At 66.3% G+C, this 26,095-nt stretch carries 22 protein-coding genes, 1 tRNA gene and 1 other RNA gene; 13 read left to right on the top strand and 11 right to left on the bottom strand.

Annotated features, from left to right (window positions below):
• The first annotated feature begins 73 nt into the window (after positions 1 to 73).
• On the top strand, positions 74 to 1,453 hold the full coding sequence (locus G6N43_RS04380; protein WP_083154832.1) for an FAD-binding oxidoreductase: 1,380 nt from the start codon (positions 74 to 76) through the stop codon (positions 1,451 to 1,453).
• Positions 1,454 to 1,481: 28 nt separating this feature from the next.
• Positions 1,482 to 2,792 (top strand): class I SAM-dependent methyltransferase, encoded by a 1,311-nt coding sequence (locus G6N43_RS04375; RefSeq protein ID WP_083154834.1) that lies wholly within the window; start codon positions 1,482 to 1,484, stop codon positions 2,790 to 2,792.
• Between the two features lie 58 nt (positions 2,793 to 2,850).
• On the opposite strand, the gene G6N43_RS04370 is transcribed toward G6N43_RS04375, so the two are convergent.
• Positions 2,851 to 4,692 carry a DNA polymerase III subunits gamma/tau gene (locus G6N43_RS04370; protein WP_083155004.1) on the bottom strand — a complete coding sequence of 614 codons (1,842 nt, stop codon included), beginning with the start codon at positions 4,690 to 4,692 and terminating at the stop codon, positions 2,851 to 2,853.
• A 74-nt stretch (positions 4,693 to 4,766) separates the two neighbouring features.
• Between G6N43_RS04370 and G6N43_RS04365 the strand changes: the two genes are divergently transcribed.
• The gene (locus G6N43_RS04365; protein ID WP_083154837.1) at positions 4,767 to 4,958 is read left to right on the top strand and encodes a hypothetical protein; all 192 of its coding nucleotides are present in this window, start codon (positions 4,767 to 4,769) and stop codon (positions 4,956 to 4,958) included.
• 1 nt (position 4,959) lies between these two features.
• Here G6N43_RS04365 and G6N43_RS04360 read toward each other — a convergent pair whose 3' ends face one another.
• Complete coding sequence (locus G6N43_RS04360; RefSeq protein WP_083155006.1) at positions 4,960 to 6,237, bottom strand: aspartate aminotransferase type Ic; 1,278 nt, start codon at positions 6,235 to 6,237, stop codon at positions 4,960 to 4,962.
• Between the two features lie 38 nt (positions 6,238 to 6,275).
• An RNA gene (gene ffs, locus G6N43_RS04355) (signal recognition particle sRNA small type) lies at positions 6,276 to 6,372 on the bottom strand.
• Between the two features lie 100 nt (positions 6,373 to 6,472).
• On the opposite strand from ffs, the gene G6N43_RS04350 reads away from it, so the two are divergent.
• The 3 genes from G6N43_RS04350 to G6N43_RS04340 all read left to right on the top strand — a co-directional run bounded on the left by G6N43_RS04350 (position 6,473) and on the right by G6N43_RS04340 (position 8,399).
• Positions 6,473 to 6,558 (top strand) — tRNA-Ser (locus G6N43_RS04350).
• A gap of 73 nt (positions 6,559 to 6,631) precedes the next feature.
• Positions 6,632 to 7,345, top strand: a complete 714-nt coding sequence (locus G6N43_RS04345) for a lipid uptake coordinator LucA (RefSeq protein ID WP_083154839.1) — start codon at positions 6,632 to 6,634, stop codon at positions 7,343 to 7,345.
• A gap of 28 nt (positions 7,346 to 7,373) precedes the next feature.
• A complete protein-coding gene (locus G6N43_RS04340; protein ID WP_083154841.1) occupies positions 7,374 to 8,399 on the top strand; it encodes a S1C family serine protease in 1,026 nt (341 codons plus the stop codon).
• A gap of 11 nt (positions 8,400 to 8,410) precedes the next feature.
• On the opposite strand, the gene G6N43_RS04335 is transcribed toward G6N43_RS04340, so the two are convergent.
• The gene (locus G6N43_RS04335) at positions 8,411 to 9,076 is read right to left on the bottom strand and encodes a TetR/AcrR family transcriptional regulator (RefSeq protein ID WP_083154842.1); all 666 of its coding nucleotides are present in this window, start codon (positions 9,074 to 9,076) and stop codon (positions 8,411 to 8,413) included.
• Between the two features lie 73 nt (positions 9,077 to 9,149).
• Between G6N43_RS04335 and G6N43_RS04330 the strand changes: the two genes are divergently transcribed.
• Positions 9,150 to 10,217 (top strand): NAD(P)H-dependent amine dehydrogenase family protein, encoded by a 1,068-nt coding sequence (locus tag G6N43_RS04330; protein ID WP_083154843.1) that lies wholly within the window; start codon positions 9,150 to 9,152, stop codon positions 10,215 to 10,217.
• Here the strand turns inward: G6N43_RS04330 and lipL are convergent.
• From lipL to G6N43_RS04315, 3 genes are read right to left on the bottom strand one after another with little or no spacing between them, the layout of a single operon-like run.
• Positions 10,214 to 11,494 carry an esterase/beta-lactamase LipL gene (lipL, locus tag G6N43_RS04325; protein WP_083154845.1) on the bottom strand — a complete coding sequence of 427 codons (1,281 nt, stop codon included), beginning with the start codon at positions 11,492 to 11,494 and terminating at the stop codon, positions 10,214 to 10,216. The two genes, G6N43_RS04330 and lipL, sit on opposite strands and share 4 nt — an antisense overlap.
• A gap of 49 nt (positions 11,495 to 11,543) precedes the next feature.
• Positions 11,544 to 11,999, bottom strand: a complete 456-nt coding sequence (locus G6N43_RS04320) for a hypothetical protein (protein ID WP_083154847.1) — start codon at positions 11,997 to 11,999, stop codon at positions 11,544 to 11,546.
• A gap of 24 nt (positions 12,000 to 12,023) precedes the next feature.
• The gene (locus tag G6N43_RS04315; protein ID WP_083154849.1) at positions 12,024 to 13,631 is read right to left on the bottom strand and encodes a hypothetical protein; all 1,608 of its coding nucleotides are present in this window, start codon (positions 13,629 to 13,631) and stop codon (positions 12,024 to 12,026) included.
• A 475-nt stretch (positions 13,632 to 14,106) separates the two neighbouring features.
• Between G6N43_RS04315 and G6N43_RS04310 the strand changes: the two genes are divergently transcribed.
• Positions 14,107 to 16,320: a serine/threonine-protein kinase gene (locus G6N43_RS04310; protein ID WP_083154851.1), complete on the top strand. Its 2,214-nt coding sequence runs from the start codon at positions 14,107 to 14,109 to the stop codon at positions 16,318 to 16,320.
• A gap of 55 nt (positions 16,321 to 16,375) precedes the next feature.
• Here the strand turns inward: G6N43_RS04310 and G6N43_RS04305 are convergent, their stop codons facing one another.
• The 3 genes from G6N43_RS04305 to G6N43_RS04295 all read right to left on the bottom strand — a co-directional run bounded on the left by G6N43_RS04305 (position 16,376) and on the right by G6N43_RS04295 (position 19,496).
• On the bottom strand, positions 16,376 to 17,242 hold the full coding sequence (locus tag G6N43_RS04305; RefSeq protein WP_083154853.1) for a cyclopropane mycolic acid synthase family methyltransferase: 867 nt from the start codon (positions 17,240 to 17,242) through the stop codon (positions 16,376 to 16,378).
• A gap of 150 nt (positions 17,243 to 17,392) precedes the next feature.
• Positions 17,393 to 18,442 (bottom strand): non-homologous end-joining DNA ligase, encoded by a 1,050-nt coding sequence (ligD, locus tag G6N43_RS04300; protein ID WP_083154855.1) that lies wholly within the window; start codon positions 18,440 to 18,442, stop codon positions 17,393 to 17,395.
• A gap of 1 nt (position 18,443) precedes the next feature.
• Complete coding sequence (locus G6N43_RS04295) at positions 18,444 to 19,496, bottom strand: ATP-dependent DNA ligase (protein WP_083154857.1); 1,053 nt, start codon at positions 19,494 to 19,496, stop codon at positions 18,444 to 18,446.
• A gap of 82 nt (positions 19,497 to 19,578) precedes the next feature.
• Here G6N43_RS04295 and G6N43_RS04290 point away from each other — a divergent pair, with 82 nt between their 5' ends.
• The 5 genes from G6N43_RS04290 (at position 19,579) to G6N43_RS04270 (ending at position 24,916) form a co-directional block, all read left to right on the top strand.
• Complete coding sequence (locus tag G6N43_RS04290) at positions 19,579 to 20,658, top strand: threonine aldolase family protein (RefSeq protein WP_083155008.1); 1,080 nt, start codon at positions 19,579 to 19,581, stop codon at positions 20,656 to 20,658.
• The gene (locus G6N43_RS04285; protein WP_083154859.1) at positions 20,655 to 22,790 is read left to right on the top strand and encodes a beta-glucosidase family protein; all 2,136 of its coding nucleotides are present in this window, start codon (positions 20,655 to 20,657) and stop codon (positions 22,788 to 22,790) included. Before G6N43_RS04290 ends, G6N43_RS04285 begins: the two co-directional genes overlap by 4 nt.
• A 56-nt stretch (positions 22,791 to 22,846) precedes the next feature.
• A complete protein-coding gene (locus G6N43_RS04280) occupies positions 22,847 to 23,473 on the top strand; it encodes a TetR/AcrR family transcriptional regulator (RefSeq protein WP_083154861.1) in 627 nt (208 codons plus the stop codon).
• Between the two features lie 96 nt (positions 23,474 to 23,569).
• Positions 23,570 to 24,127 (top strand): nuclear transport factor 2 family protein, encoded by a 558-nt coding sequence (locus G6N43_RS04275; protein WP_083154863.1) that lies wholly within the window; start codon positions 23,570 to 23,572, stop codon positions 24,125 to 24,127.
• A 3-nt stretch (positions 24,128 to 24,130) separates the two neighbouring features.
• A complete protein-coding gene (locus G6N43_RS04270) occupies positions 24,131 to 24,916 on the top strand; it encodes an SDR family oxidoreductase (RefSeq protein WP_083154865.1) in 786 nt (261 codons plus the stop codon).
• Here G6N43_RS04270 and G6N43_RS04265 read toward each other — a convergent pair.
• Positions 24,913 to 26,094 carry a cytochrome P450 gene (locus G6N43_RS04265; RefSeq protein ID WP_083154867.1) on the bottom strand — a complete coding sequence of 394 codons (1,182 nt, stop codon included), beginning with the start codon at positions 26,092 to 26,094 and terminating at the stop codon, positions 24,913 to 24,915. The genes G6N43_RS04270 and G6N43_RS04265 overlap by 4 nt on opposite strands.
• Position 26,095: the final 1 nt, after the last annotated feature.

Below are 26,095 nucleotides of genomic sequence, written 5' to 3'. Positions count from 1 at the left end.
TGCAAACTCCTAGGTCGGGGTGACATGTGTCGGTGCGGTCGCATCGCCTGCAACCGCGGACTAGCGTATATCCGTGTCTGTGACGGAGACCGACGCACGTACTGCTCACTCCGCGGGAGTCGAGCGGCTCCTGGCCAGCTATCGGGCGATCCCGCTGAACGCGACTGTTCGCCTCGCCAAACCGACGTCGAACCTCTTTAGGGCCCGCGCCAAGACCACGGTCAAGGGTCTCGATGTCTCGGGCCTCGGTGACGTCATCGCGGTCGACCCCGACAAGCGCACCGCGGACGTGGCGGGCATGTGCACCTACGAGAACCTCGTTGCGGCCACGCTCCCCTACGGCCTGTCGCCACTGGTGGTGCCTCAGCTGAAGACGATCACGCTCGGCGGGGCGGTCACCGGGCTGGGGATCGAGTCGGCGTCGTTTCGCAACGGCTTACCGCATGAGTCGGTGCTGGAGATGGACATCCTGACCGGAGCCGGTGAGGTCGTCACCGCCAGTCGGAGCCAGAATGCCGATCTGTTCTACGCCTTCCCCAATTCGTATGGCACGCTTGGGTATTCGGTTCGGATAAAGATCGAGCTGGAGACGGTGCGTCCGTTCGTCGAGCTTCGCCATCTGCGTTTCCACACGCTGACCGACCTTTTCGCGGCGATGGATCGCATCATCGAAACCGGCGGCCATGACGACAGACCCGTCGATTACCTCGACGGCGTCGTGTTCTCGGCCGACGAGAGCTACCTGACGCTGGGTTTCCAGACGGCCACGCCGGGCCCGGTCAGCGATTACACCGGCCAGCAGATCTACTACCGCTCCATCCAGCACCCGGAAGGTGAAAGACACGACCGGCTGACGATCCACGACTACCTGTGGCGCTGGGACACCGACTGGTTCTGGTGCTCAAGGGCATTCGGCGCACAGAACCCGCGGATCCGCCGGTTCTGGCCGCGGCGTTATCGGCGAAGCAGCTTCTACTGGAAGCTGATCGCCTACGACCAGAGGTTCAACATCGCCGACCGGATCGAAAAGCGCAACGGCCGGCCACCGCTGGAACGCGTCGTGCAGGACATCGAGGTGCCGATCGGACGGGCCGCCGAGTTCGTCGAGTGGTTCCTGGCCAACGTGCCCATCGAGCCGATCTGGTTGTGCCCGTTGCGGCTCCGCGACGACACCACCTGGCCGCTGTACCCGATCCGCGCGCACCAGACGTACGTCAACGTCGGTTTCTGGTCGTCGGTGCCGGTCGGCCCCACCGAAGGGCACACAAACCGCCTGATCGAACGCAAGGTCAGTGAACTCGAGGGACACAAATCGCTGTATTCCGATGCGTACTACAGCCCAGAGGAGTTCGACGAACTCTATGGTGGAGAAACTTACAAAACCGTCAAGAAGACCTACGACCCCGACTCACGACTGTTGGACCTGTACGCGAAGGCGGTACAACGGCGATGAGTGCTAGCGCGGAGAGCGGAGGAACACGTTGACCACGTTCAAGGAACCCACCACCCAGGCAACAGGCCGGCTGACGCTTGCCGAGATCCTGGCGATCTTCGCCTCGGGTCAGGTCCCGCTGAAATTCACCGCGTACGACGGTAGTACGGCCGGGCCGGAGGACGCCAAGATCGGGCTCGACCTGTTGACGCCCCGCGGCACCACGTATCTCGCGACGGCACCGGGCGAACTCGGTCTCGCGCGCGCCTACGTGTCGGGCGATCTCGAGCCGATCGGAGTGCATCCCGGTGATCCCTACGAACTGCTCAGGGCGCTGGCGGACAAGCTCGAATTCAAGCTTCCACCCCCGCGGGTGCTGGCGAACATCGTTCGCAGCATCGGCATCGAGCACCTCAAGCCGATCGCTCCGCCGCCACAGGAGGCCCTGCCCCGCTGGCGGCGCATCGCAGAGGGCTTGCGCCACAGCAAGACTCGCGACGCCGAGGCCATCCATCACCACTACGACGTGTCGAATCAGTTCTACGAGTGGGTGCTCGGGCCGTCGATGACCTACACCTGCGCGTGCTACCCGGATGCTGACGCGTCCCTGGAAGAGGCGCAGGACAACAAGTACCGGCTGGTCTTCGAGAAGCTGCGGCTGAAGCCGGGTGATCGACTGCTTGACGTGGGTTGCGGATGGGGCGGCATGGTCCGCTACGCCGCGAAGCACGGGGTGAAGGCGATCGGCGTGACGCTGTCGAAGCAGCAGGCCGACTGGGCGCAGCAGGCGATCGCCGAGCAGGGTCTGTCCGACCTGGCCGAGGTCCACCACGGCGACTACCGCGACATCCGCGAATCCGGGTTCGACGCGGTTTCGTCGATCGGGCTGACCGAACACATCGGCGTGCAGAACTACCCGGCGTACTTCCGCTTCCTCAAGTCGAAGCTTCGCAACGGCGGGCTGCTGCTCAACCACTGCATCACCCGCCACGACAACCGATCCCCCGCGACCGCAGGCGGATTCATCGACCGCTATGTGTTCCCCGACGGTGAGCTCACGGGTTCGGGCCGCATCATCGCCGAGGCGCAGGACGTCGGCCTCGAGGTGTTGCACGAGGAGAACCTGCGTCAGCACTACGCGATGACGCTGCGCGACTGGTGCCGCAACCTCGTCGAGCACTGGGACGAGGCCGTCGAGGAGGTCGGGCTGCCCACCGCGAAGGTGTGGGGGCTCTACATGGCAGGCTCACGGGTGGGCTTCGAGACGAACATCATTCAGCTGCACCAGTTCCTGGCGGTCAAGCTCGACTCGCACGGTAACGACGGCGGCCTGCCGCTGCGCCCGTGGTGGACGCCCTAACTCCGGCGATTTGTGTGCGTTCGCGAGCGGTGAGCGCTCCTGAACGCACACAAATCGCTCAGGTGCCGTCGATGCGGCGGGCGCCGAGCTCGTTTTGAAGCAGCTCCAGCGCGGCTTCCTCGGGATCGCGCCGCGGCGCCTCGGAGGTGTCGCTGCCCGCTTCGGCGAGCATGCTCTCCTCTTCGTCGTCGTGCTGCTGCGGCGGGGGAGCGACGGGCGCGGACTCCTGCGGTTCGGGAGCGGGCGCACCGGCCGGTCCCGTCTCACATCGAATCTTCCAGTCGACGCCGAGTGCATCCTTGAGTGCCTCACGGATGACGTCGGCGTTGCGCTGTTCGGTCAACCGCTTGGCCAGAGGTGCGGACTCGTGGCTGAGGACCAGGGTGCCGCCCTCGACGGCGCGGACGACCGCGCCGGCCAGCATCACCTCGGTGGTACGGCTGCGCTGGCGGACCTTCTCACGCACCGTCGTCCACATGCTGCGCACCGCAGCCGCATTCGGCTCACCCGTGACGGCCGCGGGCGGGGGCGCGACGACCACCGGGTCGGAGGGCGGCCGCACCGGCGGCGGCGACTCGGGCTTCGGTTCCGATTTCGGCGGCCCTGGCTTGGGCTCCGGTGCGGGCTCGACCGCCACCGTCGGCTCGAGGGCGGGCTTGCGCACCGGCTCGGCGGGCGCCTGTGTTTCGGTCTTGCTCTTGCGGGCGAAGACCTTCGGCGCGCCGCCCTCGGTGTCGGGGATCGACATGTCCAGCCGCGTCTCGATGCGCTCGATGCGCTGCAACAGCGCGGCCTCGGTGTCGCTGGCCGACGGCAGCAGCAGCCGCGCACACACCACTTCGAGCAGCAGGCGAGGTGCGGTGGCTCCGCGCATCTCCCCCAGCCCGGCGTGCACCACCTCGGCGTAGCGGGTCAACGTCGCGGTGCCGATCCGCGTCGACTGCTCGCGCATCCGGTCCAGCACATCCTCGGGGCCGTCCACCACACCGCGGGCGACCGCGTCGGGAACCGACTGCAGCACAATCAGATCGCGGAAGCGCTCCAGCAGGTCGGTCGCGAACCGTCGCGGATCATGACCGGCGTCGATGACGCCTTCGACGGCCCCGAACAGCGCCGCGGCATCCCCAGCCGCCAGCGCGTCGATCGCGTCGTCGATGAGGGCCACGTCCGTCGCACCCAGCAGCGCCAGCGCCCGCGGGTAGGTGACCTGATTGCCGTCCGCCCCCGCCAGCAGCTGGTCGAGCACCGAGAGCGTGTCACGGGGTGATCCGCCGCCGGCCCGGATGACCAGCGGGTACACCGCGTCGTCGACCGTGACGTTCTCCTGCGCGCAGATCCGCTCGAGCAGCGAGCGCATGGTGCGCGGCGCCAACAGCCGGAACGGGTAGTGGTGGGTGCGCGAACGGATGGTCGGCAACACCTTCTCCGGCTCGGTCGTGGCGAACACGAAGATCAGGTGCTCCGGCGGCTCCTCGACGATCTTCAGCAGCGCATTGAAGCCGGCCGTGGTGACCATGTGCGCCTCGTCGACGATGAAGATGCGGTACCGCGACTGGGCGGGCGCGTAGAAGGCGCGATCGCGCAGCTCGCGGGTGTCGTCCACACCGCCGTGGCTGGCGGCGTCCAGCTCGGTGACGTCGACGCTGCCACCACCGTTGGGCGCCAGCGCGACGCACGAGTCGCAGACACCGCACGGCGTGGCCGTCGGCCCCTGCACACAGTTCAGCGAGCGGGCCAGGATGCGCGCCGACGACGTCTTCCCACACCCGCGCGGGCCGGAGAACAAGTAGGCGTGGTTGATGCGCCCGGCCGACAGCGCGGTGGACAGGGGTTCGGTGACGTGTTCCTGACCAACCACGTCGGAGAAGGTCGCCGGTCGGTACTTGCGGTAGAGCGCCACGCTCAGCAGGCTACCGAGGCCCGGTGACTCCTCGGCGTCGCGTGTGACCAAACCGGCGGTTTCGCTACGAGTCGGTGTTCCGCGCGAACTGGCGGGACCGGCAATCAGCTGGGGCACGCCCCGGCGAGCTGATCAAGAATCCGGGCTGGATCGATGCCGGCCTCCTCGTGCTCGCGGTGCTGTTTACCGCAGGCATCGTCGCCGCCGCCACGATCAACGTCCAACAGAGCACGCCGTTGCCCGCGGTGAGGTCATCAACAAGCTGAGCTAGCCATTCAGCAACGACTCGGTGGCCGACAGCAGCACACAGGTCGCCAGGCCGTCCATCGCCTCGCGCAGCTCCGGCAGCGGCGGGAATGACGGCGCGATTCGGATGTTCTTGTCCTCCGGGTCTTTTCGGTACGGGAACGTGGCACCGGCCTCGGTCACCGCGATGCCGGCATCCTTCGCCAAGGCGATGGTGCGACGCGCCGTCCCCGGCAGCACGTCCAAGCTGACGAAGTAGCCGCCCTTGGGTTCGGTCCACGATGCGATCTTCGAGGGGCCCAGCCGGTCGGCCAAGATCTCGAGCACGGTGGCGAACTTCGGGGCGAGCAGCTCCCGGTGACGCTGCATGTGCAGGCGCACGCCGTCGGCGTCGCCGAAGAACTTCAGATGCCGGAGCTGGTTGACCTTGTCCGGCCCGATCGACTTCTTGCCCGCGTACTGCAGATACCAGGCGATGTTGCCCAGCGAGCCGCCGAAGAAGCTCACCCCGGCACCGGCGAACGTGATCTTCGACGTCGACGCGAACACCAGCGGCCGGTTCGGGTTGCCCGCAGCTTCGGCCAGGCCGAGCACGTCGATGTTGGGCTCGAAGTCGTGGGTCAACGTGTGGACCGCGTAGGCGTTGTCCCACATCAGCCGGAAATCATTGGCGGCCGTTCGCATTTGAACCAGTCGCCGCACCTTCTCCCACGAGAAGGTGACCCCGGTCGGGTTCGAGTACACAGGCACGCACCACATGCCCTTGATCGCTGGGTCGGCCGCGACGAGCTCCTCGATCAGGTCGACATCCGGGCCGTCCTCGAGCATCGGGACGGTGATCATCTCGACACCGAGGGTTTCGGTGATGGCGAAATGCCGGTCATAGCCGGGCGCGGGGCAGAGGAACTTCACCGTGGGCTCCTGCGCCCACGGACGCGGCGAATCGACTCCGCCGTGCAGCATGGTGAACGTCAGGACGTCGTGCATGAACTCCAGGCTGGCGTTGTTGCCCGCGATCAGGTTGGGCACGCTGATGCCGAGCAGCTCGCCGAAGATGGCACGCAGTTCGGGCAGCCCGTGCAAACCGCCGTAGTTGCGGGTGTCGGTGCCGTCGCCGTCCTTGAAGGTGTCCTTGCCGGGCAGCTCCAGCAGGGCGTTGGACAGATCCAGCTGGGCGGCCGACGGCTTGCCCCTGGTCAGGTCGAGCTTGAGCCCCTTGGCCTTGAGATCGGCGTAGTTACGCGTCTGCAGCTCGTGCTGGGCGCGGAGCTCCTCGAGGCCGAGCGACTGAAACGACACGGGAGCGCCTTTCATCGGATGCCGGGGATCGCCGGGAAATCAAGGGGACCCCGCGCACCCGCCAGAGCCCATTGACCCTTGCTGCCTTCCGGCCCTGGGGGAGTTCACAGGATGGACGCCGCGCGGGGTCCAGGACAAAGTCTAGTACCCGGCGCAGGCGCGGCTCGACGGGTGCATCGGGACCACAGGACCAACGGGATTCGGGGTATCAGTGTGTTCCGCTACCATGACCGGCGGAGGATTCGCCTAGTGGCCTATGGCGCTCGCCTGGAACGCGGGTTGGGTTAATAGCCCTCAGGGGTTCAAATCCCCTATCCTCCGCACCCGGACCGAGGTGCGGCTAGTTAGCGAAGAACCTGGTCGCACCTCGGTCCACAAAACCTCAAGGAGGAGTATGCGGCGCTGGGTCGCGGTCACGTGGCACGCGACGTTCTCCTGTGTCGCCGCTGTCCTCTATTTCACCTTCGTCCTGCCGCGCTGGTGGGAGCTGATGGGTGTCACGTCGCACACCCTCGGCACCGTGCTGCGCATCGTCGCAGGGGCGTTGATCGCGCTGGCGGCGCTGCCGGTCGTGTTCACGCTGCTGCGGACCCGCCGACCGGAGTTCCGCACGCCGCTGCTGGCGCTGCGGCTGCGGACCGCATCGATCGTGCTGCACGTCGTCGCAGGCGTGCTGATCATCGGCACGGCGATCAGCGAGATCTGGCTCTCGCTGGACGATGCGGGACCGTGGTTGTTCGGCCTCTACGGGGCCGCCTCCGCGCTCGCCCTGCTGGGCATCTTCGCGTTCTACCTCGCCGATATCGCCGAGTTGCCGCCGCCACCGCCGAAACCGCTGAAGCCCAAGAAGCCGAAGGAACGCCGGGGCCGCAAGAAGGACGCTGCCAAGGACGCTGAGGACGACGCCGACGCTGAGGAGACCGAGCCCGACGAGAAGCCGGCGGAGGCCACCGCGGAGGCCACCGAAGAAACCGCAGAGGACGCCGACGAAGAGGCAGAGCCGGCGAAGTCCAACGGCAAAGCGCCTGATAGCGGTACGTCTGACAAGGTCGCACCGGCGCGTCGTCGCCGCAGGCGTCTGCGCGGCGGCGTCGCCGTAGACGATTAAGAACCGCAATATCGGGCAAAATGGGCAGATGCGCATAGTTCCGATGCGTCGCGCGCTCGCGACGCCCTTGATCGCGCTTGTCGCGGTCCTGGCGCTCGTCGCGCCGGTGCATCCGGCAACATCCACCGCTGCGCCGGGTGACCCGGTCGCCGCGGCCAGCCAGGTCGAGCCCGCCGTGGCGCGTATCGACACCGAGATCTACTACCAGAACGCGATCGGAAACGGCACGGGCATCGTGCTCGACCCCTCCGGTCAGGTACTGACGAATTTCCACGTGGTGACGGGTGCCGACCGCATCACGGTGAGCGTCGCCGGCCGATCGTTTCCGGCCGAACTGGTCGGTTACGACCGCCAGCACGACATCGCGGTGCTGCAGCTGATCGGTGCAGGCGGGCTGCCCGCCGCACCGATAGGTGACTCGGCCAGCCTGGTGGAAGGTGAGCCTGTGGTGGCGCTCGGCAACGCGCACGGCAGCGACGCCCCACTGACGCAGGAGGTCGGCACCATCACCGCCTTCGGCCGCACCGTCCACGCCGAGGACACCCTCACCGGCAGCAAGGACGAGCTGACCGGGCTGATCGAGTTCGCGGCGCCCGTCGTCGCGGGCGATTCCGGGGGCCCCGTCGTCAACGGAGCCGGTCAGGTCGTCGGAGTCACGACCGCGGCATCGGTGAACTTCCGGATGGGCCCGGGCGGCAAGGGCTTCGCCATCCCGATCAACGATGCGATTGCCATCGCGAATCAGATCCGATCGGGGGCGCCGTCCGCAACGGTGCACATCGGGCCGCCGACGCTTCTCGGCGTCGGTGTGCGCACCGCTCCGTTGGACGTACCCGGTGTGCTCGTCGCCGACGTCCTGCGCGGCGGCCCGGCCGAGGCAGCCGGGTTGGCACCAGGCGACGTCCTGATCACCTTGGATGGCACACCATTGGATTCGGCCACCACCTTGACGTACGTGCTGGACCGCCACTATCCGGGCGACGTCATCGATCTGACGTGGATCGACCGCAGTGGCCAGCAGCGCACCGGGAAGGCCGCCCTCGTCCCGCACTGAATCACGTTGTCTCACAACCATTCAGCTGCGTTGAGAGTGCGTTCCAGCCCGGCAATCACCACCTCGAGTTCGAACTCGAACTGAGTTTCGGCATCGCGCTCCGACGGTGCGGCCGCCCCGAGCACTCGGCGCAACGCCGGGTAGGTGTCGTGCGGCTCCCGCGATAGCGCCTCCGAGGTTTCCGCGCGGTGCCGGTGCGCGCCTGACGCGGTCTGCGCGACGACCGTCTGCGCGGCGGATTGGGCGATGTTGGATGCGGCGGTCAGGCCGCGCCGCGCACTGTCGGGATCCAGGCCCGCCGACAGCATCGCATCGAGAAGGCGGTCGGCCAGACCCAGCGCCGCCGAGGTGCTCAGGCCTCGCAGCTGGGCGAAGTCCGTCACCGTGCCGACCCGCAACAGCCCGTCGCGGTACGCCACCGCGTACGCCCGCAGCGTGGCCCGCCAGTCGCCGTCCGCAGGCAGCTCGACGCTGGCGAGTTCGCGCTCGAACTGGTCGAGCACCATCAGGGTCAGCAGACCCTCGCGGTCACCGACGTAGTAGTGCAGCGCCTTGCGGCTCACTCCGAGCTCATCGGCCACCGCTTGCATGGTGAGACCGCCGGGGGGAAGGCGGCGCGCGGCAGCGACGATCTGGTCGCGGCTGATCCGCGGCGGCCGGCCCCTGGTTCGCGCCATCTCCGCAGCCTAGTTTTTCGCCACTCGGGAAAAAAGCCTTCCCCGCAGGGGTAGGATTTCCTATGCTGAGCGAGTGCCAAACGCCCCTTACCGGGTCGTCCAGTGGACGACGGGAAATGTCGGAAAGAGTTCGGTCGAGGCGATCGCCAAGAACCCGAACTACGAACTAGTCGGCCTTTACGCCTGGTCAAAGGACAAATCCGGCCGCGACGCCGGCGAGCTTGCCGGAATTGGGCCGTTGGGCGTCAAGGCCACCAACGACGTCGACGCGCTGCTCGCCCTCAAACCGGACGTCGTGGTCTACAACCCGATGTGGATCAACGTCGACGAGCTCGTCCGCATCCTCGAGGCGGGAGTGAACGTCGTCGCGTCGGCGTCGTTCATCACCGGACACAACCTCGGCGACGACCGCGCCCGGCTCGAGGAGGCCTGCCAGCGCGGCGGGTCGACGCTGTTCGGTTCTGGCGTTAGCCCCGGTTTCGCCGAGCTGCTGGCCATCGTGGCCGCGACCTCGTGCGACCGGATCGACAAGATCACCATCGCCGAGTCGGCCGACACCACCCTCTACGACTCCCCGGACACCGAGCGACCCGTCGGATTCGGCACAGCCATCGACGATCCCGAACTGCAGCCGATGGCCGCGAAAGGAACCGCGGTGTTCGCCGAGGCCGTGCGCCTGGTCGCCGATGCGATCGGTGTGACGCTCGACGAGATCAAGTGCGTCTCGGAATACGCGCAGACGACCGAAGACCTCGTGATGGCGTCATGGACCATCCCGGCCGGCCACGTCGCGGGTGTCTACGCCAGCTGGCAGGGCATCGTGGGCGGCAAGACCGTGATCGACATCAACGTCCGATGGAAGAAGGGCCAGACCCTGGATCCGGACTGGCAGCTTGACGGTGACGGCTGGAAGATCACCATCGAAGGGCGGCCGACGGTCAACATGGCTGTCGGTTTCCTGCCGCCCCAGGACATGATCGAGAACGCCAAGAGCATCGAGGACTTCTTCGTCCTGGGCCACATCATGACGGCGATGCCGCCGATCCACGCGATCCCGGCGGTCCTGGCGGCTGCACCGGGCATCGTCACCTACAACGACTTGCCACTGCCGCAGGCACGCGGCGTCGTCTCAACGGCTTAACGCCGACCCGCAACCTTCTTCGGGAGTTCTGACTCCCGGTAGCGCGCACCGTATTTCGGCACTGCGAGCGGACCCGCATGTCGTGCGGCAACGATCGCGTTGCGCAGCGGGCGGGCCAGGCCTGCGAAGGAGCCCATGTCGAAGAGCATCGGCGTCAGCAGCCGATCGTGCACGAACGCGAACGCGCTGCCGGTCTCCGGGTCGGCCCACCCCAGCGTCCCGCCGAGACCGACGTGCCCAAAACCCTTGAGCAGACCGGGAACCGGTGACTCGTGGTAGCCGAGGTGAAACGGCATCGGCACGCCCATGTTCAGATCGGGCCACGGCCTCGGCTTTCCGATGAGCCCCTGTGTCAGGTCCGGCGACAGGAGCTGGACGCCATCGATGCTGCCTCCATTGGCGATAGCGGCGTACATCCTGGCGAGGCCACGCGCCGTCACCACCCCATTGGCTGCGGGGACCTCCGCGTCGAGGAACGGAATATCGCCCTGCACAAGGGATTTGATACCGGGAAAGTACATCGCGCCGAGCGCACCCGAGATCGGCAACCCGGCGACCTTCGGCGCGACGAAGTCGAAGACCGGGTTCGGGCGAGTGCCCTGTGGAGCCAGGATCTGCGCGACCTTCGTCGGTGAGCCGGCCGGCGGGCGGCCGAGATGTAGGCCGTCCGTGTTCAGGGGTTCTGCGACTTCGATGCGGATGAGCTCACGCATACCCATACCGGTCACGGCCCTGGCGAGGCCGGACAGAATCCACCCGTACGTCAGCGCGTGATAAGCCTGCCTGCCCAGCTGGTGATCGACCGGTGCGGCGGCGAGGCGCTGCTCCATCAGCAGGTGATCGAGCAACTCGTCCTTGGTCACACCCTTGAGATGCGCCAGCCCGGACCGGTGCCGCAGAACGTCGCGCACGGTGATCTCGTCCTTGCCGTTCGTGCCGAACTCCGGCCAGTACCGCGCGACGGGCTCGTCGTAGGACACGAGGCCACGGTCGACCAGGCGGTGAATCACCATGGCCGCGACCCCTTTGGTCGCCGAGAACACCATCGCCCCGGTATCGGCTGTCCAGACCTGCTCCCCGGCGCGGTCCGACCATCCCGTCCACACGTCGACGACGGGTCTGCCGTCGATGTAGACCGCCAACGCCCCGCCGCCGAACCGGCGGCCCGGGAACAGTCCGGCGAAAATTCGGGCGACGTTGGCGAATCGGGGATCAGCTGCACCCTGGACCCCGCGCGGCAGACCCTCCTTGGCCCGCAGAAGTGACGCCTTCGTCATAGGGCAACAATGCGACCACCCACCGCACCGTGGGTCAGAACCGCAAAATTCAGCCGCTCACACTCATGACGTGGGCCTGCAGCTGCGCGCCCGGCGGGCCCTGGACGACGACGTCGGTCAGGATCTGCGCCTGGTCCTTCTCGACGGTGAACTCGCCCTTCTGGGGTGCATCGCCGCCGACCACCTCGTAGAACACCGTGAACGGTGTCTCCGGCAGTGGGTGCAGCCCAATGTATTTCGGCTGGATCGTGTACTTGTACGTACACGACCCGGCCGGCACACAGGTCTGCTCGGTGACATTCACCGCGACGGTGAATTCAAACGGGGTCGGCACCTTCGGCGGTGCGGGCACCAGCGTCGAGCGCGGTGTCGCGTCCCGCTGCGACGGCTTCGGCGCACCCAGGCTTCCGAAGATCATCATGGCCGCGACGCCCACACCACTTGCGACGATGGCAGAAAGCGCCAGGACCGCGAACCACTTTCGCGCGGTCGACGAAACTCGCATGTACCTACTTAACCCGAGTTTTCGTCAATGCTGGGGACGCCGCCGCTTTCCGAGGAAGACCGTCAGGACGATCGCGCCGATGCCGACCGCCGCCGCCATCACCGCCGCCACGATGAGGGTGATGTCCCTGCCGCTCAGACCCGTGGGCTTGGAATCGCTGACCAGCTGCAGGTCGTAGTCGCCCGGCAGCGGGCCTTCCGCAGGTGCCTCCATGCCCGGGAAGCTCTGGGTCTGGTGCACCTCGAACTGGGGCACGCCCTGCTCGTTCTGTTTCCATTCACCCCACGCGGGCGTCACGCCGTCGAGAAGCACCTTGTGGGCACCGCCCTGCGAGGGGTCGGGACCGACATCGACGACCCTGCGGACCACGATCGGCCGGTAGGTCGCGTCGGTGTACTTGACCTGAACGGGAACGTCGGTCAGGGTGCGCACCGGCGGTGGCGGCGGTGGCGGCGGCTGCCCAGGCGCCGGGAGATACCCGCCGCCGAAGAAGTTGCCGACCGCGATGTCGATGGGGATGCCGAGCAAATTGAGCCGCAACGCGGTGAAGTTGTACGAGCCGAGATCGCGCACCTCGGTGACGATGCGCCCGAACGGCTCGATCACCAGCGTCCGCGGTACGCCCCCGACGTCGTAGACGATCTGGAGCGGATCGGGGTACGGATTGGAGATCAACGGCCGGTAGTACTTGTCGTACTGCACCCAGTCCGGCTGCCATTGCAGCACTTTCTGTTCGACGGCCGCGAGGCTGGCGCTGGTCGGGGTGCTCGCACCGTCGGTGCTCCCGTCCGGCGACAGGATCAGATTCTTGAGCTTGTCGATCTCCTCGGGCGGCGCAGGCGGCGGAACCTCCTCGACCGCCTTGGCGTTCATCGCGCGCTCGATGTTCTCGGGCAGCGCTTCCACCCGTTGCGGTTCGGGCGTCGTGGTGACGCCCGCGGCCGGTTCGATGCTTCCGGAGTCTTCGACGGTGGTTCCGCCGACCTGCTCCGTGGTGCCCGTGGTCGTCTCACCCGACGTGGCCTCTTCCGACACCGAGGTGCTGGCGTCGGTCTCGGATGTGCTGGTGCCACTGGGCGCCGATGTGGAGGTCGTCTCCAGCGCCGCTGAACTGCTGGGAGTTGTCGACGGGGCTGACGTGGTGGCGGTCGAGGTGGTCGCGGCGGTCGAGGTGGCACCTGTGGTCGCCGCTGTCGTCGCCGGGGTGGTCGCCGCCGTCGTCGCAGTGGTCACCGCTTCCGTCGTCGCGGGGGCCGCGCTCGTCGTCGCCGGTTCGGATTCAGCCGTAACCGGCGGCGCCGCAGTCGTTGTCACGACGGGCGCCTCCGTCTCTACTTGAGTCTCCACAGGTGCTTGAGTCTCTACCGGCACCGGGGTCTGCACCGGCGCCTGCGGCACCACCGGCGGCGCAGCGGTCGGTATCTCGATTACTGGCGGCGCCTCGACGACCGGCGGCGCCGTCGCGACCTCTTCGGTAGGCACGTACGGGGTTTCCACGACCGTCGTCTCATCGACGGGTTGTGCGAGAGCGGGAAACGATGCGGCGCCCAGCGCGGTCGACGAGACGGCTGCGACGGACGCCACCGCGACGGCTACGCCGCGAGCACGTCGAACACCACGTGAATCTTGCATCGTCGTTCTCTCTCAAAACTGGTGTGCTGGCGGTCAGGCGTGGAACCGATTGCCGACGGCGCGAGCCAGACACCGGCGTCGGCAACAAATGAAGGCGGCACAACGGATGTCGACGGACCCGCGTGGGACCGGCGGGGCACCGACATCAGCCACCCCCTTCAAGCTGGTGTTCCCCCGAACGCTCCAGATCGTGGAATTCTCGCAGGTCGCGGCGGGTCCTGCCACGGATTCATCGAAATCAGCAAATTTGGACGTCTGATGGCATCCTGGCCGGGATGCGATCGCCGACATGCGGGGTTGCCTTGCGTCCTCAAGGAATAGTCCGGCTAGCTACGCGCCTGACGTCACATCGCAGCGCTTCGGGAAAGGGTTGCGGTATGCCGACGGTCACTTCAATCTCTAATACGGGACCGGGCGGCTGCCCGATCGTGAAGACTGAGAACCCGCTGGTTTGCCGCAGTCACCAGGAGGCGTAGTGGAGGGCACGCCCTTCGGTAGGTACCGCCTCGTCGAGTTGATCGGCCGCGGCGGCATGGGTGAGGTGTGGAAGGCGTTCGACACCGCGACCCGGCGGGTAGTGGCGGTGAAGGTGCTTCCCGCACAGATGGCCACCGATCCCGTCTTCGAGCAGCGGTTCCGGCATGAGGCGTTCGCCGCTGCGGGACTGAGCAACCCGCACGTCGTCCCGATCCACAACTTCGGCGAGATCGACGGCCGACTGTATGTGGACATGCGACTGATCGAGGGCCAGGACCTCGAACATGTGCTGTCCAAAGGCCCGATGGAGCCCGCCCGAGCGGTGAAGATCATCGAGCAGATCGCGTCGGCGCTCAACGCAGCGCACAAGATCGGGCTAGTGCATCGCGACGTGAAGCCGTCCAACATCCTCGTCGCCGAGGACGATTTCTCGTATCTGATCGATTTCGGCATCGCGCGCGCAACCGGTGAGACGAAGCTGACGGCCACCGGCAACGTCGTCGGCACATGGCCGTACATGGCGCCCGAGCGCTTCACCACCGGTCAGAGCGATACCCGTTCGGACATCTACGCATTGACCTGCGTGCTCTACGAATGCCTCACCTCCAGCCGACCGTTCCCCGGCGAGAGTGTGGAGCAGCAGATCGCCGGCCATCTCACCGCTCCGCCACCGCGGGTGTCGAAGAAGATTCCCGGGGTTCCGGCGGAACTCGATGCTGTGATCGCCGCCGGTATGGCCAAGGACCCGGAAGACCGCTTCGAAACGACGACCGAGATGGCCCGCGCCGCACGGGAAGCGCTCACGAAAGGCGCACAGACGCGGCCGGTCAAACCGGGTTCGGTGCCGACCGCCGCCGGGGCCGCACCGGCCGCGGAGACACGGGCCTTCGTGGATGAGGACACCGTAAAGAATTGGAACCCAAAGCAGACCCGGCCGGCCGAGAAGTTCGACCCCGGGTCGGAGCCCACGCAGGCGCGACCCGCCGAGCAGACGTCGCCGCAGTGGGCGCCGACGCAGGCGGGTACCCCCGACCACGTCGAAAAGGCCTGGGCGCCAACGCAAGCCCAACCGGCCGACCAGGGACTGCAGCCCCCGTGGGCGCCGACGCAGGCCGGCACCCCCGACCACGTTGAAAAGGCCTGGGCGCCAACGCATCTTGGTGCACCCGCCGTGCATGCCGAGAACGCGGCCGCACCGACCCAGGCTCAGCCGGTCCAGCGCCGCGAGGGATCCCCACCAGAGAAGGGCGCCGACGACGATGCGCTCTGGCCCTGGTACCGACGCACCGCGGTGATCGTTCCGGTGGCGATCGTGATGATCGTCGCCGCCGTCGCGACCATCCTCATCGTCCTCAGCGGAGACGAAGAGCCCGCCCCCAACGGCACACCCCCGGGTGCGGGGCTGAACGGCACCTTCGCCGCCCAGTTCGGTGCCCCCACCCAGCCCAATGGCCAGCCGTTCCAGGGCGCCTCGGGTGGCAGCGAGACCTGGGTGATCAAATCGGCCTGCGACGATGGCCGCCCCTGCGTGGCGAGCGCGGCGAAGACCAACGGATCTCTCAGCTCGGCAACGTCATTGGTGCTCGACGAGGTGGACGATCGTTGGGAGTCGGTGAGCGCCAAACAGGCGACGTGCCAGGGCGCCGGCTCGACAGAGATCTGGGAATCACTATCACTGCAATCGCAGCCCGACGGGTCACTGAAAGGCGAGTTCATCGTCCGGTCGACGAACCCCAACTGCGCCAGCAACCGGCCTGTCACGTTCACCCGCACCGGAGACGCCACCGAGGGCGTGTCCATCGTCGACCCCGCCACCCTGCCCCCTCGCGTGGCCTCGCCCGCGCAGGCGTTGTATGGCCGCTACCAGGAGGTCGACACCTACAAGGACGGCAACCGCAGCGCCGAAGTGAACTTCGACATCCAGACGTACTGCCTGCGCACCGGCGACCGTTGCCTGAGCTATTGGTTCAATCCGACCGACGTCAAGATCCTCGTGTTCGAGAAGAACCAGTGGGTGCTGGCCAACCGGTCGTCGGACTCAACGTGCAAGGACGGCGGCCCGGCTCACCGCGAGATCACGTTGCAGTACCCACTGCCGACCCCAGCGCAGGACCCGATCACGTTGCTTACCGGGACCGGGCACTACACCCTCACCGGCAGTTGCCCGTTCAACAGCGATTTCGACTCGCAGGTCCAGCGCACCGGCAACTAGACGAGTCCGACGTTGGGCTAAGCCGTTCTGTCACAACGCTATCGGACGAAACGCTCTATTTCTTCAGCGTGAACTGGTTGACGTCGATGAAGCCGGCCCGGAACGCATCGGCGCATCCGGTCAGGTAGCGCATATACCGCTGGTACACCTCTTCGGACTGGATCTGCACGGCCTCGTCATGATGTGCCTCCAGCGCCGCCGCCCAATGGTCGAGAGTTCTGGCGTAATGCAGCTGAAGCGACTGCCTGCGCGCGATGTTGAAGCCCATCTTCGACGCGTGGAACTCGACGATCTCGATGGCGGGCAGCTGGCCGCCTGGGAAGATCTCGGTGGCGATGAATTCATTGAAGCTTGTCATCTCTTCATCCATGACCAGCCCGCGGTCGACGATCTGCTGCGGAGTCAGCATCGTGATCGTGTGCAGCAGCATCACACCGTCGTCGGGCAGCACCCGGTGGGCCATCGCGAAGAAGTCGTCGTAACGGTCGTATCCGAAATGCTCGAAGGCGCCGATGGAAACGATCCGGTCGACGGGCTCGTCGAACTCTTCCCAGCCGTGCAACAGCACCCGCAGGGTGCGCGTGGTGTCGATCTCGTCGAAGACCTTCTGCACATGGGCGGCCTGGTGCTTCGACAGGGTCAGGCCGACGACGTTGACGTCGTACTTCTCGACCGCCCGACGCAGCGTCGACCCCCAGCCGCAGCCGATGTCCAGCAGCGTCATACCGGCCCGCAAACCCAGCTTGCGCAACGATAAATCCATCTTTGCGATCTGCGCCTCTTCCAACGGGATATCGCGCAGCCGATCAAAGTAGGCACAGCTGTAGGTCATTGTCTTGTCGAGAAACAGCCGGAAGAAGTCGTCAGACAGGTCGTAGTGGGCCTGCACCTCGGCGAAGTGCGGTGTCAGATTTTCCGTCATGACGTTTACACGCCTTTCTGGCCCCCCAGGTTCATGCAGGCCTGCAGAACCACGTAGACAATGAAACCCCAACGGGCATACCTACGTGAACGATTCTCCCCCAGCTGGCATTTCCCCGACGTAAATATTGCCAAGCCCGGCTACACGTCGCTAAACCCGGTTGCCCTCGGCGTCCCAGTGGGAGGCAACCTTCTTGCTCGGCTGGACACGGGGCGGCTCCCCCGGCATCTTCGGATAGTTCGGCGGGTACGGCAGATCGCCGAGGCCGCGCTCCTTCTCGTCGGCGCGAACCATCTCCAACAGGGGCTCGATCGACTGCTTGACCGAATCGATGTCAGCCCACGGATCCGGCCGTCCCGCAATGAAATCCGGCACCGTCGAGATGGTGTAGTCGTCGGGATCGGCCTCGCGCAGTTCGTCCCAGCTCAGCGGAGTCGACACCGTCGCGATCGGGGTCTTGCGCGCCGAGTACGCCGACGCGAAGGTGCGATCGCGGGCGTTCTGGTTATAGTCGATGAAGATCCGCTGCCCACGTTCCTCCTTCCACCACGACGTCGTGACCGCGTCCGGCGCCCGTCGTTCTACCTCGCGCGCCAATGCGATTCCCGCACGGCGCACCGCGATGAAGTCCCAATCGGTCTTGATCCGCAAAAAGATGTGCACCCCGCGTCCGCCCGACGTCTTCGGATAACCGACCAGACCGAGCTCATCGAGCAACGGTTTGAGGACATCCACCGCGACCGTGCGGGCCTCGACGAATCCGGTGCCGGGCTGCGGATCTAGATCGATGCGGAGTTCGTCGGGGTGCTCGGTGTCGGGGCAGCGCACCTGCCAGGGATGCAGCGTGATCGTGCCCATCTGTGCGGCCCAGATGATCGCCGACGGGTGGGTGACCTTGAGCGCGTCGGCCGTCCGGCCCGACGGGAAGGTCACCACGCAGGTCTCGAGATAGTCGGGATGCTTCTGCGGTACGCGTTTCTGGTAGATCTCCTCGCCCTCGATGCCGTCGGGGAAGCGCTGCAGATGCGTGGGCCGGTCCCGCAGCGCGGCGAGCATCGGACCCGACGCGACGGCCAGGTAGTACTCGACCAGCTTGCGCTTCGTACCCTCTTTACCCAGCTTCGGATAGTAGATCTTGTCCGGATTGGTGAACCGAACCTTGACGCCGTCGACATCGAGTTCTTCTGCGGGCGTTGCCATCTCAAGACTCCATGACGTCGTAGAGGTCATAGTTCAGGGGTACGTCGAGCTGATCGAAGGTGCAGCTGGTCGGTTCGCGGTCGGGGCGCCAGCGGATGAATTTGACGGCGTGCCGGAACCTCCTGCCGTGGAGGCTGTTTCCCTCCATCTGGTCGTAAGCGACCTCGCAGACCCGTTCCGGACGCACCGGGATCCAGCGCTTGTCGGCCGCGGAGTTCCATCGACTCGGGTCACCCTCGCGCAGCTCGTCACCCTCGCGTAGGGGTTCGAGGTCGGCGAGCAGCTTGATGCGGTCCTTGGTGCTGAATGACGCTGCGCCACCGACCATCTGGAGTTCACCGTCGTCACGATAGAGACCGAGCAGCACCGACCCAACGCCTGCGCCGCTCTTGTGGATCCGGTATCCCATGGCGACACAATCGGCGTCGCGGGCGTGCTTGACCTTCACCATCTCCCGCTTGCCGGGCAGATACTTCCCGTCCAGTCGTTTCGCGATGACCCCGTCGAGCCCGGCACCCTCGAACTCTTTCAGCCACTGCGCACCCTGTTCGGGGTCTTCGGTCGTGCGCGTGACGTGGCACCAGGTCTTCTGGGTCACCGCGTCGGTCAACGCGGCCCGACGCACCCGGAACGGTTCACGCATGAGCAACGTGTCCCCGGTGGCGAGCGCGTCGAAACCGACGAAGTGCGCGGGCGTCTGCTCGGCCAGCATCTTGATCCGGCTCTGTGCCGGATGCACACGTTGGCTCAACGACTCCCAGTCCAGCCGGATCCGTCCGTCGATCTCGCGCGGCACGACGATCTCGCCGTCGAGCACACACCGCGGTGCCACCTCGTCGAGCAGGGCATCGAGCAGCTCAGGAAAGTACCGGCCGAGGTCCTTGCCATTGCGCGACTGCAGCACGACGTCATCGCCGTCGCGGAACAGCAGCGCACGAAAACCGTCCCATTTCGGCTCGTAGGACCACACCCCCGCCTCGGACGGCACCTTGGCCTGGGCTTTGGCGAGCATCGGCTCGAGCGGCGGGTGCAGGGGGAGGTCCATGGTGTCCATACTCACGTAGACCTCCGACGTCGGACAATGTCATCGGTAGACCTCTCAGCGCCGTCATAGTCATCGGGTGCAGGATCGGGGTGTGTCGATATCCACCCTCCACGATCCCGACCAGCGCGCCTTCGCTAGTGACAACTACGCAGGCGCCCATCCCGAGGTGCTGACCGCGCTTGCCGCCGCCAACGGCGGGCACCAGGTCGCCTACGGCGACGACAGCTACACCGAACGCCTTGCAGACGTGATTCGCGTCCACTTCGGCGAGCGCGCCCAGACGTTTCCGGTCTTCAACGGGACAGGCGCGAACGTCGTCGCACTCACCAGCGTGCTGCCCCGCTGGGGAGCCGTCGTGACGGCGTCGAGCGCGCACATCCACACCGACGAGGCCGGCGCCCCAGAACGGATGACCGGATTGAAACTACTCACCGTCCCCACCGCGGACGGCAAGTTGACACCCGACTTGGTCGCCCGCGAAGCCTGGGGCTGGGGCGACGAACATCGCGCCCAGCCACTCGCGGTGAGCATCACGCAGGCCACCGAACTGGGCACCGTCTACACGCCCGACGAGGTGCGCGCACTGTGCGAGTTCGCCCACGAGCACGGGATGGCCGTCCACATGGACGGCGCTCGGCTGTGGAACGCAGCCGCCGCGCTCGGCGTCGGCTTCCGCGAATTCACCACCGACGCAGGTGTCGACATCCTCAGCCTCGGAGGCACCAAGAACGGACTGCTCGGCGCCGAGGCCGTGGTGGTACTCGACCCGGATGGCTCCAGCGGACTGGTGTTCCTGCGCAAGCTGACCATGCAGCTCGCGAGCAAGATGCGGTTCGCGTCGGCACAACTGCTCGCTCTTTTCGAAGACGATTTGGGTCTGCGCAGCGCCGCACACGCGAACGCGATGACACAACGCCTGCGTACTGCGCTGGAGGCGGGCATCGCGGACGGCACGCTGCGCGGTCTCGCCTTCACCCAGGACAGCCAGGCGAACGCCATCTTCGCGACGCTGCCGACCGAGGTGGCCGACCGGATCCGGGAGAGGGTTCGGTTCTACGACTGGGACCGCGCCCGCGGCGAGATCAGATGGATGACCGCGTGGGACACCACACCTGAGGACGTCGACCGTTTCGTGGACATCATCGCCGAAGAGTTCGCACGCAGCCGATGAGCGCCGAGATCTTTTTGCCTGGAACATCCTTCGCCGATGCTGTGGACGCGGTCCGTCGCGGCGAGAAGAGCTCCGAAGAAGCCGCCGACGAAATACTGCGCATGCTGACGGACCGCGAGCTGCTGTGGCTGCTCGATGGCGACAAGCCGATGGTCAAGTCCGTCGTCGACGGTGCGCGGACGCGGACGAACTTCCTCGCCGTCACAGCGGGCCGTATCGACCGCATCGGCATTCCAGGGCTGCGCTTCACCGACGGTCCGCGCGGCGTGGGCATCGCGCCGTCGACCAGCTTCCCCGTTTCCATCGCCCGAGCCGCCACCTGGGACGTCGACATCGAACGGCGCGTCGCCGCGGCGATCGCCACCGAGGCCCGCGCCCACGGCGCCAACTTCTGGGGCGGTCTCTGCATCAACGTCGCCCCGTTCCCCGGCTGGGGACGCGCGCAGGAGTCATACGGTGAAGACCCGCTCCTTATCGGCGAAATGGGCAGCGCGGCAATCGAAGGCGCGAAACCATGGGTCATCACGAGCGTGAAGCACTTCGCGCTCAACTCCATGGAGGAGGCGCGGTTTCAGGTCGACGTCAGTGCGCCGGAGGACATCCTGCACGAGCGATACCTCCCCCACTTCCGGCGAGCCGTCGAGGCCGGTGTGGATTCGGTGATGTCGTCGTACAACTCGGTCAACGGCGTATGGGCCGGCGAGAACCCGCACTTGCTGACCGAGATCCTGCGCGATCAGTGGGGATTCACCGGATTCGTACACACCGACTGGGTCTGGGGGCTGCGCCATCCGGTCGAATCCGTTGCGGCGGGCCAGGATGTGGAGATGCCGTTCCGGCAGCAGCGTGCCCATGCGCTGCCGGCAGCGTTGCGTTCCGGCGAACTGGACCGGGCCGACGTCGTGCGGGCCGGCGCCCGCGTCCTGCGCACTCAGATCGAGTTCGCGGCACGGGCACAGCCCACACCGCCCCGCTCCGTGGTGGCCGGCGCCGAACATCGCGCGTTGGCCCGCGAGGTCGCCCAGCGTGGGACCGTCCTGTTACGCAACCAAAATGCCGACGGTACAACACTGTTGCCGCTCGTCGAGCAGGATCTGCACCGCGTCGCGGTGCTCGGCCGTCTCGCCGACCGGCCGAACCTGGGCGACACGGGATCGTCGAACGTCAGACCTCCGAACACAGTGTCGGTGGTGCAGGGGCTGCGGGAACGACTGGGAAGTCATCGCGTGGTCACGGACGCGCGCGGCGCTGACGCCGCGGTGGTCGTCGTCGGCCTGACTCCCAAGGATGAGGGCGAGGCGTTGATCGCCATCGATGCCGACACGATGGCGTTGTTCGGCGGGGTCATGCGTCGGCAATGGGTCGCCAAACTGGCCAGCAGGCTGTTCAAGTTTTCGCAGCGCTGGTGGACCTTCGGCGGTGATCGGTCTGATCTGCGGCTGCACAGCGAGGACGTTGCGCTCATCCGGGCCGTCGCCGCGGCGAACCCGCGGACTGTCGTGATCGTCATCGGGGGAGGCACCGTGATTGCCGACCCGTGGGACCGTGACGTCGCCGCGGTCCTGATGGCGTGGTATCCGGGCATGGAAGGTGGCCGCTCGCTTGCGGACATCTTGTTCGGTGATGTCGAGCCGGGAGGCCGGATGCCGGTCACCACTCCGGTGCGGCAATCTCAACTGCCGCAGGTGGATTGGCGTGCCCGCGCCGTCACCTATGACCGTTGGTGGGGGCAGCGCAAGCTGGATCATGACGGCGTGACCGCGGGGTATCCGCTCGGATTCGGCCTTGGCTACACAACGTTCACGATCGCCGACCTGACACTCGGGCCTGTGGACGGCGAGCACTTCGACGCCACGGTCAAGGTCAGCAACACCGGCGATCGCGACGGACGGCACGTCGTTCAGGTGTATGCGGTGCGTGAGGTTGACGGGCGACCTGTTCGCCATCTCGTGGGCTTCACTTCGGTTGCGGTATCGGCCGGGGAGAGCGTCCCGGTCACCGTCGACTGTTCCACTCGGCCGCTGCAGCGGTGGACCCACGCGGGCGTCGTGCTGGACGGCGGCGAGGTCACCGTGGAAGCCGGCGGCTACTGCGGCGATCCGAACGCGGCCAGGTCGCCGTTGCTGTTCTGACCGCACATCGCTCGCCATACGCCCGTACAGGGTCGTCGGATGTCAGAATACGAGGCATGGCGAAGCCGTCGCGGCGCGTGGGCGCCGAAACGTCCAAGACACGCGACACCCTGCTCGATTGCGTCGAGACGATGATGCTCGAAGAGGGGTACGCGAGCGTCACGTATCGCGCCCTGGCCGCCAAAGCCGGAGTAACCCCGAGCCTGGTGCAGTACTACTTTCCCACCCTGGATGACGTTTTCATCGCGGCGATCCGGCGGTATTCGGAACGCAACCTCGCCCATCTGAACAAGATTCTGGAGAAGCGGACCGAGGATCCGCTGCGCGCGCTGTGGGAGTACAGCTGGGACGAGGCGACCGGCGCGATGATGACGGAGTTCATGGCGTTGGGCAATCACCGCAAGTCCATTCGCACGGAGATCGCCGCGGTGACCGAGAGCGTGCGCAAGCTTCAACTCGATGCGCTTGTCGCGAAGTTCGGTGCAGACGCCCGACCGTGGGGCGATCTGTCGCTACCGGCGTTGCAGCTGTTGATCTCCAGCCTGCCGAAGTTCCTCAACCTCGAGAAGGGCGTCGGGGTCGAGACCGCGCATACCGACCTGACCGAGGCATTCGAACGTTATCTGGATTCGATCGAGCCGGCCCCCAAGCGGAAACCGGCTGCCCGCAAACGGACCCGCTGACCGCGACGCTGTCTGTCTCACCGCGAACCAGGGCTGTACGTTCGTATGGCAGCGATGCCATACAATCGTATAGCCTACCGTCGCGGAAAGGACAAGATGACGAACTCCGACGAACTAGCAGAGCTCCGCAAGCGTGTGCAGTATCTCGAGGACCGGACCGCGATCCTCGACTGCGTGATGAACCAGGCGCGGGGACACGATCGTCACGACGCCGAACTCATGGGCAGCGTTTACTTCGAGGACGGCATCGACGAGCACGGACCGACGGTGAAAACCGGCCCCGAATACGGCGAGTGGGCCAATCAGGCACACTCCGCGGTGTTCGAGGATCACCTGCACAACATCACCACCCACACGTGCGAGATCAACGGCGACGAGGCCCACGCCGAGAGCTACGTGATGGGCGCCATGCGGGTCAAGGGCGGCAAGATCGTGTCCCTGATGGGCGGCCGCTATCTGGACCGCCTCGAGCGCCGCGACGGCGTCTGGAAGATCGCGCTTCGCCGCTGCACCATCGAGTGGATGATCAGCGGTGACTCTTCGGTGCTCAACTCCGGCGCGGTCCAGGGATTCATCAAGGGTAAGTGGGACCGCAGCGATGCCTCCTACATTCGTCCGCTGAAGCTGGAGAGCGAACCTGTTGATCGGTGGTGACCAGTGAAGCTCGCGGGGCGCATCGCCCTCATCACCGGCGGAGCCTCCGGCATCGGTCGCGCGACAGCGGTGCGGCTTGCGGCCGAGGGGATGCGGGTGTGCGTCGTCGACATCGACGGTGATGCCGCGTCGCAGGTGGCCCGCGCTATCGGAGGCATCGGATTGTCCTGTGATGTCACCGATCACGAGCAGGTGGATGCCGCCTTCGCATCCTGCCTTCATTCATTCGGAGGTCTCGATCTGGCGTTTCTCAACGCGGGCATCACCATCCACTGGACGGGCGACATCGGATCGCTGGACCTCGCGCAGTACCGCCGATCGGTGGGGGTGAATCTCGACGGCGTGGTGTTCGGGGTGCGCGCCGCCGTTCGCGCCATGCGGTCGCTGGAGCATGAATCGGACCGCGCGATCCTGGCCACCGCGTCGCTGGCCGGCCTGATGCCGTGGCATCCCGACCCGGTCTACTCGCTTGGCAAGCACGGCGTCGTCGGGTTGATGCGGTCGATCGCCCCGAACCTTGCCGCTGAAGGCATTGTGGCGCACACGATTTGCCCAGGTATCACCGAGACCGGTGTGCTCGGTGACCGCCGACCCCTTGTCGAACGCATCGGGGTGCCTGTGATGGAACCCGATGCGATCGTCGACGGGGTGCTGACCGCACTGAACGCGCCGGTCGAAGCCGCCGGATCCTGCTGGGTCGTGCAGCATGGGAAGGCCCCGTGGACCATGGATTTCACCGCGGTGGAGGGCCCGGACAGCCGGCTCAACGTGCCGGTGCGCCCGCGCTAGCCGACGATCGCGGGCATCGAGTCCCAGCCCCGTACCGTCGCCGTCGGGGCTCGGACGGCGTTCTCCTCGTCGATCGTCCAGTCCGGCCAACGCTTCAGGATCTCCTCCAGCGCCACCCGTCCCTCGATCCTGGCCAGCGAGGCCCCGAGGCAGAAATGTGCACCGCGACCGAAGGTCAGGTGGTTGGGATTGCGCCGGATGTCGAAGACGTCGGGGTGGTCGGACCTGCGCTCGTCGCGGTTGGCCGCACCCGCCATCAGTAGGAGCGCGCTGCCGGCCGGCACGGTCTGGCCTTGGTACTCAACGTCTTTGACGACATAACGGGCGATGTGATGCACCGGCGGCTCAAGGCGCAGTACCTCTTCGATGGCCCCTGGAATCAAGGACGGGTCCGCCGCCAGCTCGCGACGCGCGTCCGGATGATCGGCCAGCACCTTGCCGAGCCAGCCGAACAGTCGACCGACGGTCTCGGTACCGGCGTTGGCGATGACACCGAGAAACACCAGTAGCTCCTCGGTCCGCAACTTCCGCTTCTGCCCGTCGACGTCCTCGAACTCGACATTGAGCAGTTCGGTGACCAGGTCATCGGACGGGTTGTCCTTGCGCCACGCCACGTAGTCCCGAAACATGTTGCCGTTGAAGTAGTTGTCCTTCTTCACCGGCAATGGCTCGCCGGGCTTGTTGCGCAGCCGCGCTCCGGCGACCTTGCGGACGCTGCGCTGCAGCGAGTCCGGCATTCCGACCAGCATGCCGATCACCCGCATCGGCATCTCCGAACCAAGGTCGAGGGTGAAATCGAAACGGTCACCGCCCGTCAGCGGGTCCAGGCATGCCGCGCAGAACTCCCTGATCTGCTCCTCGATCGCCTTCATCTTCCTCGGGGTGAACGCCCGCGACACGAGTAGGCGGTGCACCGTGTGTACCGGAGGGTCCTCGTTGATGAAAACCCCGTCCGGCATCACCGGTTCGGCCTTGACGACCTCGAGAATGTCACCCTTGGCGTTGCTGAGGTTGTCGACGTCCCGCAGTGCCGATTCGACATCCGCGAAACGACTCAGACCCCAGAAGTCGAACTTCTCGTTGTAGTACACCGGCGCCTCGTCACGCAGCCGTTTGTACACCGGATAGGGATCCCGATCGATCTCGACGTTATAGGGGTCGTAGTACAGAACGCTCACC

It is taken from the genome of Mycolicibacterium moriokaense, from assembly GCF_010726085.1.
Lineage (GTDB): Bacteria > Actinomycetota > Actinomycetes > Mycobacteriales > Mycobacteriaceae > Mycobacterium > Mycobacterium moriokaense.
Note: the sequence above shows the minus strand (reverse complement) of the source record. Positions and strands in the feature narration are given on the sequence as shown.

Bases quoted from the DNA above. Each gene is read 5' to 3' on its own strand.
- G6N43_RS04295 (WP_083154857.1), bottom strand. From the start codon at position 19,496: ATGGACACCATGGACCTCCCCCTGCACCCGCCGCTCGAGCCGATGCTC.
- G6N43_RS04280 (WP_083154861.1), top strand. From the start codon at position 22,847: ATGGCGAAGCCGTCGCGGCGCGTGGGCGCCGAAACGTCCAAGACACGC.
- lipL (WP_083154845.1), bottom strand. From the start codon at position 11,494: ATGACGAAGGCGTCACTTCTGCGGGCCAAGGAGGGTCTGCCGCGCGGG.
- G6N43_RS04285 (WP_083154859.1), top strand. From the start codon at position 20,655: ATGAGCGCCGAGATCTTTTTGCCTGGAACATCCTTCGCCGATGCTGTG.
- G6N43_RS04275 (WP_083154863.1), top strand. From the start codon at position 23,570: ATGACGAACTCCGACGAACTAGCAGAGCTCCGCAAGCGTGTGCAGTAT.
- G6N43_RS04320 (WP_083154847.1), bottom strand. From the start codon at position 11,999: ATGCGAGTTTCGTCGACCGCGCGAAAGTGGTTCGCGGTCCTGGCGCTT.
- G6N43_RS04335 (WP_083154842.1), bottom strand. From the start codon at position 9,076: ATGGCGCGAACCAGGGGCCGGCCGCCGCGGATCAGCCGCGACCAGATC.
- G6N43_RS04340 (WP_083154841.1), top strand. From the start codon at position 7,374: ATGCGCATAGTTCCGATGCGTCGCGCGCTCGCGACGCCCTTGATCGCG.
- ligD (WP_083154855.1), bottom strand. From the start codon at position 18,442: ATGGCAACGCCCGCAGAAGAACTCGATGTCGACGGCGTCAAGGTTCGG.
- G6N43_RS04315 (WP_083154849.1), bottom strand. From the start codon at position 13,631: ATGCAAGATTCACGTGGTGTTCGACGTGCTCGCGGCGTAGCCGTCGCG.
- G6N43_RS04305 (WP_083154853.1), bottom strand. From the start codon at position 17,242: ATGACGGAAAATCTGACACCGCACTTCGCCGAGGTGCAGGCCCACTAC.
- G6N43_RS04345 (WP_083154839.1), top strand. From the start codon at position 6,632: ATGCGGCGCTGGGTCGCGGTCACGTGGCACGCGACGTTCTCCTGTGTC.